Raw genomic sequence first — 13,086 nt, forward strand, 5'->3', positions numbered from 1 at the left:
AGCCCGGGGACGGAGGCGAGCCCTGCGGGCTCAGACCTCCGGCGGGCCGGCGCCCAGCGCCGGTTCCGCGACCGTGCGCGCGGCCGTCGCGCCCGCCCGGGGCGCGAGGTCCGGCAGGGGCCCGGACCCCAGCAGATTGGCCCGCAGTCCGGCCAGCACGCCCCCGTCCAGCCCGAGGCCGTCCGCCCAGAACGCCCCGAAGTCCGGCCAGCCGGCCGAGACCTCCTCGAAGGCCGCCTCCAGGTAGTGCCGCTCGGCCCGGAAGACCGGGAGCAGCAGCTCCGGATCGCTCGTCGCACCACGGGCCCGAAGGCTCTCCAGCACGGTCCGGACCACGGCGGCGGAACGCTCGTTGGTGAGCAGATAATCCGTGAACACCGTTTCCCGGTCCACCCCCAGTGCGGTCAGCAGCACCGCCGCCACCCACCCCGTCCGGTCCTTTCCGGCCGAGCAGTGGAACAGCAGCGGCGAGGCCCCCGGTTCGGCCAGGAGCCGCAGCACCCGGCCGAATTGTTCGCGGGCAATGGAATCGGTGACGAACCACCGGTAGAGGCCGGTCATCATCGCCCCGGCCCGGCCGTCGCCGAGCAGGGCGCGCTGCCCGGCCGGGTCCCGTTCGGCCAGCGCCGCGCGCAGGGTGGCGCGGATGTCGAAGTCCACGGCGAAAACCGGCAGGTGATGAAGAGTCATGCCGGCGGCCGTCCGATCCGGTCCGGCCTCGCGGACCTCGTCCGGGCTGCGCAGGTCGACGATCCGGCGCAGGCCCAGCCCGGCCAGCCGCCCGAGGTCCTCGTCGGTGAGGCGGTCGAGGCCGTCGCTGCGCAGCGCGACGCCGGCCCTGAGCACCAGGCCGTCGGCCGTGCGGTAACCACCGAGGTCGCGGGCGTTCACGGCTCCGAACAGTCCCAGGCTGCGGGCGGCCGGGAAATCGGCGGCTCCGGTCGGCCGATCGGTCACGCTGCGCACCCCATTGGATATTCGGACGGTGACATGGCACAACCGTGAGCGATATTGCATGAACCTGCCCATCAAAACGGCAGGATGTGCGAGAGTGTCACGGGCAAGGCGGCCAGTGTAGGGTCCGGTTCATCCGTCGGCTCACACGATGGGTGAGCAGCGGTAACGCTCGGTTCCACGGCTTTTGTTTTTAATTGATTATTTGCGCAGCCGGTACGGTTTCGGCCACAATCAGCGCCCTCATGGCCCGACCATGAACGTTGGTAACAGATTCGCTGCACTCCTGCCCATTCGGTCCCGCCAGGAACGCAAGTTCCACCAGGATGGGCGCCGGGCAGCCTGCTGCCCTCGAACAGCTACAGGGCAGGTGAACGCGAGCAGCGGAGCGCCCTGCCCAGGGGAGGAAAGACAACATGGGTCGAGCGACCCGAAGAGTTGCCGCCTGCGCGGCAGCCGTTCTGCTGGCCGGTGGCCTGCAGTCGTCCCTCGCGCACGCCGCCACCACTACGCCCCGGATCGACCTCACCGTGCTCGTGATCAGCGACGGCGGTCCGGCCACGGCCGCGATCGCGGCCGAGCTCAAGAGCCAGGGCACCCCGTACAAGCTCGTCGACCTCAACGACGCCGGCCGACCGGTGATCGACGCGGCCTTCCTCAGCGACACGCTGAACGGCCAGCCGCGCGGCAAGTACCAGGGCATCGTCCTGCCCAACGACAACCCGTTCGCGGCCGGCTCCGCCGAGATGGCCGCGATCGCCACCTACGAGGCGGCGTTCGGCGTCCGCCAGGTCGACGCGTACACCTACGCCCGTCCCGACGTCGGCCTGAACTGGGCCGTCAACCCCGGGTACATGGGCACCCTGGACGGCTTCCAGGGCCAGGTCACCGCCAGTGGCCTGGGCGGATCGTTCGGGTACCTCAAGGGCACCATACCCTTCGAGGACAACGACCCGGCCATCTCGGAGAGCTACGGCTACCTGTCCACTCCGAGGACCGACCTGCCCGCCGGCTCCAGCTTCACCCCGCTGGTCGAGGTGCCGATCCCCGGCACCACCGCCAAGGGCTCGCTGGTCGGCGAGTACGCCCACGACGGCCGCAAGGAACTGGTCGTCACCTTCGTCTACAACCAGTACCAGCAGCAGTACCGGCTGCTGGCCCGCGGCATCGTCGACTGGATCACCCAGGGTGTCCACCTCGGCTACGACCGCAACTACTTCGCCGCCCACGTCGACGACGTCTTCCTGGCCGACGACCGCTGGGACACCGTGCTGAAGTGCACCCCCGGTGACGTCACCTGCCCGCCCGGCACCCCGGAGACGGCCAACCCGATCCGGATGACGGTCGCCGACGCGCAGTACGCGAAGCAGTGGCAGCTCGACCACAACTTCACCATGGACATGGTGTTCAACGGCGGCGGCAGCGAGGACTGGAAGGCCGACCACGAGACGACCGCCGACCCGGTGGTCGACCAGATGATCGCCGACCAGAGCAGCTACCGCTGGGTCAACCACACCTACACCCACCCGTACCTGGGCTGCCTCCAGGACGTCTCGGTGGTCCCGTGGAAGTGCACCAAGGACGCCGCGGGCGGCACCGTCTGGGTCGACCAGGCGACCATCACCTCCCAGATCAAGAACAACCTCGACTGGGCGGCCGCCCGGGGCCTGACCCTGGACAAGAGCGAGCTCGTCACCGGCGAGCACTCCGGTCTGCTGACCGCCCCGCAGGAGACCAGCGACAACCCGTACCTGGCCCCGTCGCTGGCCGCCAACGGGGTCAAGTGGACCGCCAGCGACGCCTCCCGCGAGCCCGCCCAGCGGGCCGTCGGCGCGGCGCTGACCGTCCCGCGCTACCCGATGAACGTCTTCTACAACGCCGCCACGGCGAAGGAGGAGACCGACGAGTACAACTGGATCTACACCAGCGCGGCCAACGGTGGCAGCGGCGTCTGCGAGAGCAACGCCAACTCCACCTGCCTGCCGGCCCCGCTCGACGTGAACACCGGCTACCAGTCGTACATCGTGCCGCTGGAGGCCCGGATCGACCTCGGCCACGTGCTGAACAACGACCCGCGGCCGCACTTCATCCACCAGTCGAACCTGTCCGAGGACCGGATCGTCTACCCGGTGCTGGAGAAGGTCCTCTCGACCTACCGCTCGCTGCACGCCGACAACACCCCGGTCGTGAACCTGGCGCAGAAGGACCTCGGTCTGGAGTTCCAGCGGCGCGCGGCCTGGAGCAACGCCGTCAGCAACGGCCAGGTCACCGCCTACCGCGTCGGCAACGCGGTCCGGGTCAGCGCCCCGTCCGGCGTCCAGGTCCAGGCCACCATGCCGACCGGCACGGTCCAGCAGCTCGCCATCGGCACCACCGGCTTCGGCACCGCCTACGCGGGCTCGCTCTCCGGCTGGGTCAAGCCCGGCCAGCTGCAGAGCGCGGTCCAGCTGCAGCTGCCGGCCGCGCCGGCCGCGCCGGCCGCCCCGGCGGCCGTCAGCCCGTCGGTCGCGGCCAAGTCCGTCGCGGCCCCGGCGCCGGCCGACACCAAGGTCGTCCCGCAGGGCACCGCGGACGCCGTCCCGGCCGGTCCGGGCGACACCGACCGCACCGACGCGCCCACCCTCGTCCCCGGTAGTGGGGCCCCGGTGGCGGGCAAGAACGTCGCTCCTGGTACCACTGCTGGTAAGGCGACCGGTACCACCGGGAAGGCCGCCGGCAAGGGCGACACCGCACAGCACGGCAAGGCCTCCGGGGGGAAGGCCGAACCCGTCAAGAAGACCGCCGGTACGTCCGGCACCCGCTAGACAGGTGAACCCGGTGGCGGGTCGGCTCCCCGGCCCGCCACCGGCACCACCCACCGGCCGACTCGGCCGGGAGCTTGAGCAAGAACAGGAGGGGGGACAGAAATGCGCGTCACCCTGCTCACCGAGGGGACGTACCCGCACCAGCACGGCGGCGTGAGTGTCTGGTGCGACCAACTCGTACAGGGCATGCCGGACGTCGAGTTCGACATCATCGCCGTCACCGGTACCGGACACGAAGCACTGGCCTGGGAGCTGCCCGCCAACGTGCGGTCGGTCACCACGGCCCCGCTGTGGGGCCCGGCCTCGGAGGCCAAGGCACCGCGCGGCAAGGAGATGCGCCGCTTCCTCAACGCCTACGAGCGCTTTCTGCACTCCATCCTGGACCCGGTCTACACCACCCACTTCGGCACCGAGCTGTACGGCTTCGCCGACCTCGCCCGGCGCGGGCTGCTCAGCCCGGCGCTGCGCAGCGAGCGTGCCCTGCGCACGCTGCAGCACGTGTGGACCCGTGACTACCTCTCCACCGCGGTCTCCCGGCCCACCATGCACGACGCGCTGAACGCCACCGACCTGCTGGAGCACGCCCTGCGGCCGCTCTCGGTCGAGCCGCCGCGCGACGGCGTGGCGCACGCCGCCAGCGGCGGCCTCGCCACCCTGCCGGGCCTGATCGCCTCGCAGCAGTTCGGCGTACCGTTCCTGCTGACCGAGCACGGCATCTACCTGCGCGAGCGCTACCTCGGCTACCGCACCGGCCCGTACCGCTGGCCGGTCAAGGCACTGCTGCTCGGCTTCTACCGGATGCTCGCCGAGGAGAGCTACCGCCGTGCCGCGCTGGTCACCCCCGGCAACCGGTACAACCGGCGCTGGGAGGAGCGCGGCGGCACGCCCTCCACGCACATCCGCACCGTCTACAACGGCGTCGACCCCGCGGCCTTCCCGCCCGCCGGGCCCGAGCCGGAGACCCCCACCCTCAGCTGGGCCGGCCGGGTCGACCCGATCAAGGACCTCGAGACGCTGATACGCGCGTTCGCGATCGTCCGACGCGAGATACCCGACGCCCGGCTGCGGCTGTTCGGCGGCACGCCCAAGGGCGGCGAGGCCTACCGCGAGAAGTGCGAGGCGCTGGCCGCCGAGCTCGGCGCCGGGGACTCGGTGGTCTTCGAGGGCCGGGTCGCGGACATCACCGACGCGTACGCGGCCGGGAACGTGGTGATGCTCTCCTCGATCAGCGAGGGCTTCCCGTTCACCCTGATCGAAGCGATGTCCTGCGGCCGCGCCACCGTCTCGACCGATGTCGGCGGCGTGCGCGAGGCGGTCGGGGACACCGGCCTGGTCGTCCCCCCGCGCGAGCCCGAGCCGATGGCCGCGGCCGCGATCGAGCTGCTGCGCGACGCGGAGCGTCGGGCCCGGCTCGGCGAGCAGGCCCGGCTGCGGGTGATCGAGCAGTTCACGCTCCGCCAGAACATCGACGGCTTCCGCGGCATCTACACCGAGCTGCTGGGCACCGCCCGCTGGCTCCCCGAGGGCATGGTCGCCGTCACCGACGGCCCGCCGGACCCGGACTGGGAGCAGGCGGCCGAGCAGGAGCGCAGCGAGGTGACCGCATGAGCGGGCCCCTGCGACTGGTTCCCGGCGAGGCGGTCGACGAGACCGTCCAGCTGCGGGTGCTGCCGCTCAAGCGACGCCGCCCGACCCTGCCGCCCCAGCGCCCGCCGGTGCCGGACCAGCTCGACCTCTCCGCCGACCCGCTGGACGAGCTCGCCGAGCGGCTGCGCGACATCTGCGCGGACGCGGTCCACCCCTACGAGATCGCGGCGATCCTGGAGTCCGACGGCCTCTCCGACGAGCAGGCGGCCCTGCTGTACGGCCGCCCCGACTCCTTCACGCTCGCCGAGGAGCTGTTCGAACGGGTCGAGCGCCGCTACCCCGGGCCGAGCGCCGAGTTCGCCAACCCCTGGCGGGCCGACCCCTGGCGGTGCGTCGTGCGCGGCCTGGTGTTCGCCCTGCCCGGCCTCGGCTACCTGCTCGGCGCCAACCTCTTCGCCGCCGACCGGATGCGCTTCGGACTGCCCTCGGGCATGCTCGCGCTGTCCGTCGCGACCCTGGTCAGCTGGTCCTGGAACCAGGCCCTGGCCCACCGCTCCTACGCCTGGCTGGGCCGGGGGCGGCGGCGGTCGGCCGCGGGCTGTCTGGCGATCGGGGCGCCGCTCGGCGCGCTGATCGCGGCCGTCGCCGGCTACGTGGTCGGCGGCCCGCTGGGCGCGCTGTGCTTCGCCGCCGGGCAGTCCGGCTACCTCGCGGCGGCCACCGTGCTGCTGGTGCTCGGCCGGGAGAAGTTCCTGCTGGTCGCGCTGGCGCCGTCGGCCGTCGGAGCGGGGGTCGTGCTCGCCGTCGACGTGCCGCAGGTCGTCCGCACGGCGGTGCTGCTGGCCTCGCTCGGGCTGGCGGTCTGGCTCGCCGCCCGGGAACTGCTGCGCTGCCGGCGCGGCGAGGCCGATCCGGTCCCGCTGCGGCTGCCGCTGTCCAAGGAGGTCCCGCACCTGCTGTTCGGCCTCGCGGTCGGCACCCTGACCCTGATCGCCGGACTCGGCGTCACCGTGCACCAGGCGGTGCGCACCGGCAGCGCCGAGGGCGTCTCGACCAGCCCGACGGGGCCGGCCATGATCGCTCTGACGCTGAGCCTCGGACTCGCCGAGTGGCTGCTCTTCCGCTACCGGGCGATGGCCGTGGCCGCCCTGCGCACCAGTCACACCCCGGTCGAGTTCGCCCGCCGCACCGGTGGCGTGCTGCTCGGCTGCCTCTTCATCTACCTCACCACCGTGGCCGCCCTCGACGCCGCCGCCACCGTGCTCTGGCCCGGCGCCCCGGCGCTGGGCGTCCCGGAGCTCGGCGCGCTGCTGCTGCTGGGCGGCTCGCTCTGGCTGGCGCTGCTGCTGAACGCCTTCGGGTTCAGCTGGAGCACCGCCCTCATCTGTCTGGCAGCCGCGGGCGCCGAGTGCGCCGGACTGCTGACCGGTGCGGACCCGACCGTCCTGCAGCTGATCGGCTGCGGGACCGCGGCGGCCGTCCTCACCGCCCTCGCCGGGCCCGTGCTCGGCCGCACCACCAAGCACCGCTGATGCGGCGCCCGCTGAACCGGCACCGCTGAACAGCTGAACAGCGCACCACGGAACCAGCACCGACCGAACCACCTCCGGCCGGGTCACCACCGTCACGCCATCCGGCCGGTCCGTGCAGTACACGTCCCCGAAAGACACAGGAAGCGAATCACCATGAGCAGCGTCGCCGTCACCGGAGCCGAGGGTTTCATCGGCTCCCACCTCGTCGAGGCCCTGGTCGCCGACGGGCACCATGTCCGCGCGATGGTCCAGTACAACTCGTTCTCGTCCTTCGGCTGGCTGGAGACCCTCTCCAAGGAGGTGCTGGACTCCGTCGAGATCGTTCTCGGCGACGTCCGCGACCCCGGCTCCGTGAACGGCCTGGTGAAGGGCACCGAGGCGGTCTACCACCTGGCCGCCCTGATCGCGATCCCGTACTCCTACCAGGCCCCGCACTCGTACATCGAGACCAACGTCACCGGCACCCTGAACGTCCTGGAGGCCGTGCGCCACCTGGACATCCCGCGCCTGGTGCACACCTCGACCAGCGAGACCTACGGCACCGCGCAGACCGTGCCGATCTCCGAGGACCACCCGATCAACACCCAGTCCCCGTACGCCGCCTCCAAGGCCGGCGGGGACCGGCTGGCCGACAGCTACCACGCCAGCTTCGAGACCCCGGTCGTCACCCTGCGCCCGTTCAACACCTTCGGCCCGCGCCAGTCGATGCGCGCCGTCATCTCCACCGTGATCGCCCAGCTCGCGGCCGGCGAGACCGAGATCACCCTCGGCGACCTGCGTCCGACCCGTGACTTCATGTTCGTCAAGGACACCGCGCAGGCCTTCCGCACCGTCGGTACCGCCCCCGCCGAGGCCGTCGTCGGCCGCACCTTCAACGCCGGCACCGGCGGCGAGATCTCGGTCGGCGACCTGGTCACCCTGGTCGGCAAGCTGATGGGCGTCGACGTCACGGTCAAGGAGGACGAGCAGCGCATCCGCCCGACCAACTCCGAGGTCATGCGCCTGGTCGCCGACGCCACCCGGCTGCGCACCGCCACCGGCTGGGCCCCGCAGTACTCCCTGGAGGAGGGACTGGAGCAGACCATCGAGTTCTTCCGCGACCCGTCGAACCTGGCCCGCTACAAGACCGACATCTACAACGTCTGATCCGGTCCCGCCTTCCGGCCGCTCCGGCACCGAAGGTCCCTTGTCGCACCGACTTCCGTGGGGGAACCACCATGCATGCAGTGATCCTTGCCGGCGGTAAGGGCGTCCGACTCCGCCCGTACACCACCGCGCTTCCCAAGCCGCTCGTCCCGATCGGCGACCAGCACGCGATCCTGGAGATCGTGATGCGCCAGCTCGCCGCCGCGGGCTTCCAGAGCGTCACCCTGGCCATCGGCCACCTCGGCCACATCATCCGCGCCTACGTCGGCAACGGCTCCCAGTGGGGGCTGCGGGTCGGCTACGCGGTCGAGGACAGCCCGCTCGGCACCCTCGGTCCGCTGCTCACCATGCAGGACCGGCTGCCGGACAACTTCCTGGTGATGAACGGCGACGTCCTCACCGACCTGGACTTCGCCGGGGTGCTCAAGCACCACGAGTCGTCCGGGGCTCCGCTCACCATCGCCACCTACGCCCGCCAGGTGAAGATCGACTTCGGTGTGCTGACCGCCGAGGACGGTGCCATCACCGGCTTCCAGGAGAAGCCGAGCATCGACTACCGGGTCTCGATGGGCGTCTACGGCGTCTCCCGTACCGCGCTCGCCAAGTACACCCCGGGTCTGCCGCTGGGCTTCGACGAGCTGGTGCTCGACCTGCTGGCCGCCAAGACCCCGCCGTCCGCCTACGAGTTCGACGGCTACTGGCTCGACATCGGCCGTCCGGACGACTACGACCGGGCCAACGCGGAGTTCTCGCTCAACCGCTCGCTGCTGCTCCCGGACGAGCCGGCCACCGCCGGCCCCGCCGCGGGAGAGGGCCTGTACGCGGTGCCGAACGGCCAGGACCGGCCGGTCCCCGCCGCTCGCACGGCCGTCGACGCCGCCGACGGGCAGCCGGCCGCGGCGGTGCCGACCGGCCCCGAGAACGACGGACGGGCCGCGTGAGGATCCTGCTGCTCGGCGCCGACGGCTTCCTCGGCCGCCACGCCGCCACCGCCCTGCGGTCCCTGCCGGGTGCCACCGTGCTGACCGCCGGGCGGCGGCCCGAGCACGACCTGCGGCTCGACCTGGCCACCGCCCAGGCCGGCCCGCTCGGCGAGGAGCTGGCCGCGCACGCCCCGGACGCGGTGGTGAACTTCGCGGGTGCGGTGGCGGGCAGCGCCGTCAAGCTCGCCGAGGTCAACGCCCGGGGCCCGGCCGTGCTCTGCGAGGCGCTCGAGCTGGGCGCCCCGAAGGCCCGGCTGGTGCACATCGGCTCGGCCGGCGAGTACGGCGTCTGCGCCCCCGGCAGCTCGCTCGCCGAGGACGCCGACGCCCGTCCGGTCGGCGTCTACGGCGCCACCAAGCTGGCCGGCTCCCTCGCGGTGGCCGGCTCGGCGCTGGACGCCGTGGTGCTCCGGGTGTTCAACCCGGTCGGCCCCGGCGCCCCGGCCGGTTCACTGCCCGGCCGGCTCGCCGCCGAGCTGCGCCGGGCCGCGGCGGACGGCACCGACGGGGTGGTGCGGGTCGGGGACCTCTCGGCCCACCGCGACTTCGTCGACGCCCGGGACATCGCCCGCGCGGTCGCCCTCGCGGTGGCCGCCGAGGGTCCGCTGCCGCGGCTGCTCAACCTGGCCTCCGGTCGGGCCCGGCCGGTCCGGGCGATCGCCGACGGCCTGGTCGCGGCGGCCGGCTTCACCGGCCGGATCGACGAGAGCGGCGCCGGCTCCGAGCGCTCGGCCGCCGTCTCCTGGCAGCAGGCCGACGTGTCGGCCGCCGCCGGGGCACTCGGCTGGCAGCCGGAGACCGGGCTCGACGAGACCCTGCGCGACCTCTGGCTCTCCACCGAACCGCTGGTCACCGCATGACGGGCGGGAGCCACCACGACGGCCGCCTGCTGGTGCCGCTGTACGTCCACCCCGCGGTGGACCCGGCGGCCTGGCAGGCGGTCGCCGCCGCCGACCCGAGGCGGATCGCCGCCGTCGTGCTCAACCTCGCCGACGGGCCGGGCGACCCCGACCACGTGTTCGCCGAGGCCGCGGAGGAGCTCCGCCGGGCCGGCCTGCCGCTGCTCGGCTACGCCGACACCGACTACGGCCGGCGGCCGCACGCCGCCGTGGTGAACGACATCCTGACCTACCGCCAGCGCCACGGCATCACCGGCGTCTACCTCGACCAGGTGTCGGCCGCGCCCGGCGCGCTGCCGCACTACCGGCGCCTCGCCACCGCGGCCCGCGCCGCCGGCTGCACCACCGTGGTGTTCGGCCACGGGGACCATCCGGACCCCGGCTACGCCGAGGTCGGCCTGGCCGACCTGCTGGTCACCTTCGAGGGCGACTGGACGGCGTACCAGGGCCTGGCCCTGCCGCTGTGGACCGGCCGGCACGCCGCCGCCCGGTTCTGCCACCTGGTCTACGACGTGCCCGCCGAACGCTCCGGGGAGGCGGCCGCGCTGATCGCCGCCCGCCGGGCCGGCGTCGGCTGCGCCGTGCCGGGCACCGGGGACAACCCCTGGCGCACCCTGCCGCACGAGCTGACCGTCGGTCGGCCCGTCACCGAACCCACCTGACCCCACTCGGAGTTCGAGCATCGTGACCCGCCGCACCCGGCCCCTGGCCGCCGCCCTCGCCCTCGCCACCGCCGTCGCCCTGCTGGCGACCTCGTGCAGCAGTTCGGGTTCGGAGGACGAGGACGACCCCTCGGCCGACGCCACCGGCGCGCAGCCCCCGGCGGCCACCGCCGCCCCGGTACCGGGCACCCCCGGCACCCCGGACGCCCCGTCCACCCCGGCCGTCCCGGACCCGCCGACGACATCGGCCCCCGGTACTCCGCCGGTCCCGCCCGGCACCCCGGGCACGCCCAGCGCCCCGGGCACGCCGGCCACTCCGGGTCGTCCGGGCACCCCGACCGGACCCGGCACCCCCGGCACACCCCCCGCTCCCGGTACCCCGGCCGCCCCCGGCACCCCGAACGCACCGGGCACACCGGCCGCACCCGGCGGAGCCCGCTGGCAGCCCGCCCCGGGCCTGGCCTGGCAGTGGCAACTCGGCGGCGGCGTGGACCAGTCCGTCGACGTCCCGGTCTACGACATCGACGGCTTCGAGACCGACGCCTCCGTGGTCGCCGCGCTGCACGCCAAGGGCCGCAAGGTGATCTGCTACATCAACGCCGGTTCCTGGGAGGACTTCCGCCCCGACGCCGCCGCCTTCGCCCAGGCCCTGCAGGGCTCGGGCAACGGCTGGAAGGGCGAGAAGTGGTTCGACATCCGCAAGCTGGACCAGCTGAAGCCACTGATGGCGGCCCGCTTCGACATGTGCCGGCAGAAGGGCTTCGACGCCGTCGAACCCGACACCATCGAGGCCTACAACCAGAACAGCGGCTTCCCGCTGACCGCGGACGACCAGCTCCGCTACAACCGCATGCTCGCCACGCTCGCCCACGAACGCGGCCTGGCGATCGGTCTGAAGAACGACCTGGACCAGATACCGGCCCTGCTGGGCGACTTCGACTTCGCGGTGAACGAGGAGTGCGCGCAGTTCGACGAGTGCGGCCGGCTCTCGCCCTTCATCCAGGCGGGCAAGGCGGTCTTCCATGTCGAGTACAAGCTCGGCACGGACCGGTTCTGCGCCAAGACCAAGGCCCTGGGGTTCAGCTCGATGCAGAAGAAGCTCGAACTGGACGCCTGGCGGAAGCCCTGCTGACGCAGGGACGGGGGCCGCACGGCCCCCGGACCGCCAGGCGATCAGCCACGAGGGTTACTTGACCGCCAGCCAGATGACGGCACCCAGCACCACGAGCGCGGCCACGGCGATCGCCGCGATCTTGCCGGTGCGGCCGCCGCCGGCGCCGTAGGTGTTGACGGAGCCCGGCGCCTGGGGTGCCGGGGTCTCGTCGACGAAGGCCCGGAACATCTGGGTGCTGCCGGCGGGGTCGTAGTCGTTGTCAGCCATGGCAGGGACTCTAACGAATCCGCGGACCGCCCCGACACCCGGTCTCCGGGCTACGACTGTGCGACAAGCATGTGAAGTACCCCACGACCCCGGAACGACCGGCCCGATGATCGGGTTGACTCGGAGCATGACCGATTCCCGCAGCGACGCCCCCCGTTACGCGCAGCTCGGCGACTCCGAGCTCTCGGTGTTCCCGCTCTCCCTCGGCGGCAACGTCTTCGGCTGGACCGCCGACGAGGCCGAGTCCTTCGCCGTCCTCGACGCCTACGCCGCGGCCGGCGGCAACTTCGTGGACACCGCCGACACCTACTCCTCCTGGGTCCCGGGCAACACCGGCGGCGAGTCCGAGACGATCGTCGGAAACTGGCTGCGCAGCCGGGGGAACCGCGACTCCGTCGTGGTCGCCACCAAGGTCGGACTGCACCCCGAGGCGCGCGGGCTGCGCGCGGCCAACATCAAGTCCTCCGCCGAGGGCTCGCTGCGCCGCCTCGGCGTCGACCGGATCGACCTCTACTACACCCACCAGGACGACGACACCCCGGTGGAGGAGTTCGTCACCGCCCTCGACGAGCTGGTGCGCGAGGGCAAGGTGCGCGCCGTCGCCGCCTCCAACATCGGCGCCGACCGGCTCGCCGAGGCCCTGGCCTTCGCCGACCGCGAGGGTCTGGCGAAGTACGTGGCCGTCCAGCCGCACTACAACCTGGTCTCCCGCGGCACCTTCGAGGGCCCGCTGGCCGAGGTGGTCGCCGCGCACGGCCTCTCCACCGTCCCCTACTACGCGCTGGCCTCGGGCTTCCTCACCGGCAAGTACCGCCCGGGCGGCAGCTCGGTGCCCAGCGCCCGGGCCGAGGGGGCCGGCCGCTACCTGGACGGCCCGCGCGGCCCCAAGGTCCTGGAGGCGCTCGACACCGTGGCCGCCGAGCAGGAGGTCGAGCCCGCCACCGTGGCGCTGGCCTGGCTCGCCGCCCGGCCGACCGTCGCCGCCCCGATAGCCAGCGCCCGCACCGTCGACCAGCTCCCGCCGCTGCTGGCCGCCGCCGCGCTGGAACTCACCCCGGCGCAGACCGCGCTGCTGGACGCCGCCTCCGCCTGACCCCGGCACCGTCGCACCCGCGGCCCGCGTCGTCCACAGGCTGTG

General features: G+C 72.9%; 10 protein-coding genes and 1 pseudogene. 9 read left to right on the plus strand and 2 right to left on the minus strand.

Annotation, left to right across the window (positions count from 1 at the left end):
• Positions 1-30: 30 nt before the first annotated feature.
• Complete coding sequence (locus tag BLU95_RS18800) at positions 31-957, minus strand: tyrosine-protein phosphatase (RefSeq protein WP_159424936.1); 927 nt, start codon at positions 955-957, stop codon at positions 31-33.
• Positions 958-1,370: 413 nt separating this feature from the next.
• On the opposite strand from BLU95_RS18800, the gene BLU95_RS18805 reads away from it, so the two are divergent.
• The 8 genes and pseudogenes from BLU95_RS18805 to BLU95_RS18840 all read left to right on the plus strand — a co-directional run bounded on the left by BLU95_RS18805 (position 1,371) and on the right by BLU95_RS18840 (position 11,699).
• A complete protein-coding gene (locus tag BLU95_RS18805) occupies positions 1,371-3,758 on the plus strand; it encodes a type IV pilus biogenesis protein PilM (RefSeq protein WP_231978637.1) in 2,388 nt (795 codons plus the stop codon).
• Positions 3,759-3,860: 102 nt separating this feature from the next.
• Positions 3,861-5,366: a GT4 family glycosyltransferase PelF gene (gene pelF / locus BLU95_RS18810; protein WP_093861053.1), complete on the plus strand. Its 1,506-nt coding sequence runs from the start codon at positions 3,861-3,863 to the stop codon at positions 5,364-5,366.
• Positions 5,363-6,877 carry a hypothetical protein gene (locus tag BLU95_RS18815; RefSeq protein ID WP_093861054.1) on the plus strand — a complete coding sequence of 505 codons (1,515 nt, stop codon included), beginning with the start codon at positions 5,363-5,365 and terminating at the stop codon, positions 6,875-6,877. Before pelF ends, BLU95_RS18815 begins: the two co-directional genes overlap by 4 nt.
• Before the next feature lie 153 nt (positions 6,878-7,030).
• Positions 7,031-8,023 (plus strand): SDR family NAD(P)-dependent oxidoreductase, encoded by a 993-nt coding sequence (locus BLU95_RS18820; protein WP_093861055.1) that lies wholly within the window; start codon positions 7,031-7,033, stop codon positions 8,021-8,023.
• 71 nt (positions 8,024-8,094) lie between these two features.
• Positions 8,095-8,796 (plus strand): annotated as a pseudogene (locus tag BLU95_RS18825) (nucleotidyltransferase family protein); the annotation flags it as partial.
• Positions 8,797-8,960: 164 nt separating this feature from the next.
• Positions 8,961-9,866: an NAD-dependent epimerase/dehydratase family protein gene (locus BLU95_RS18830; protein ID WP_093861057.1), complete on the plus strand. Its 906-nt coding sequence runs from the start codon at positions 8,961-8,963 to the stop codon at positions 9,864-9,866.
• Complete coding sequence (locus tag BLU95_RS18835; protein ID WP_093861058.1) at positions 9,863-10,567, plus strand: spherulation-specific family 4 protein; 705 nt, start codon at positions 9,863-9,865, stop codon at positions 10,565-10,567. Before BLU95_RS18830 ends, BLU95_RS18835 begins: the two co-directional genes overlap by 4 nt.
• A 22-nt stretch (positions 10,568-10,589) precedes the next feature.
• Positions 10,590-11,699, plus strand: a complete 1,110-nt coding sequence (locus BLU95_RS18840; RefSeq protein ID WP_231978638.1) for an endo alpha-1,4 polygalactosaminidase — start codon at positions 10,590-10,592, stop codon at positions 11,697-11,699.
• A gap of 54 nt (positions 11,700-11,753) precedes the next feature.
• Here BLU95_RS18840 and BLU95_RS18845 read toward each other — a convergent pair whose 3' ends face one another.
• On the minus strand, positions 11,754-11,948 hold the full coding sequence (locus BLU95_RS18845; RefSeq protein WP_093861059.1) for a hypothetical protein: 195 nt from the start codon (positions 11,946-11,948) through the stop codon (positions 11,754-11,756).
• A gap of 127 nt (positions 11,949-12,075) precedes the next feature.
• On the opposite strand from BLU95_RS18845, the gene BLU95_RS18850 reads away from it, so the two are divergent.
• Positions 12,076-13,041, plus strand: coding sequence for an aldo/keto reductase (locus BLU95_RS18850; protein WP_093861060.1), 966 nt, complete (start codon positions 12,076-12,078; stop codon positions 13,039-13,041).
• The last annotated feature ends 45 nt before the right edge of the window (positions 13,042-13,086 follow it).

The sequence above is a fragment of the Streptomyces sp. TLI_053 genome (genome assembly GCF_900105395.1).
Classification (GTDB): Bacteria; Actinomycetota; Actinomycetes; order Streptomycetales; family Streptomycetaceae; genus Kitasatospora.

Bases quoted from the DNA above. Each gene is read 5' to 3' on its own strand.
- BLU95_RS18805 (WP_231978637.1), top strand. From the start codon at position 1,371: ATGGGTCGAGCGACCCGAAGAGTTGCCGCCTGCGCGGCAGCCGTTCTG.
- pelF (WP_093861053.1), top strand. From the start codon at position 3,861: ATGCGCGTCACCCTGCTCACCGAGGGGACGTACCCGCACCAGCACGGC.
- BLU95_RS18815 (WP_093861054.1), top strand. From the start codon at position 5,363: ATGAGCGGGCCCCTGCGACTGGTTCCCGGCGAGGCGGTCGACGAGACC.
- BLU95_RS18820 (WP_093861055.1), top strand. From the start codon at position 7,031: ATGAGCAGCGTCGCCGTCACCGGAGCCGAGGGTTTCATCGGCTCCCAC.
- BLU95_RS18835 (WP_093861058.1), top strand. From the start codon at position 9,863: ATGACGGGCGGGAGCCACCACGACGGCCGCCTGCTGGTGCCGCTGTAC.
- BLU95_RS18845 (WP_093861059.1), bottom strand. From the start codon at position 11,948: ATGGCTGACAACGACTACGACCCCGCCGGCAGCACCCAGATGTTCCGG.
- BLU95_RS18850 (WP_093861060.1), top strand. From the start codon at position 12,076: ATGACCGATTCCCGCAGCGACGCCCCCCGTTACGCGCAGCTCGGCGAC.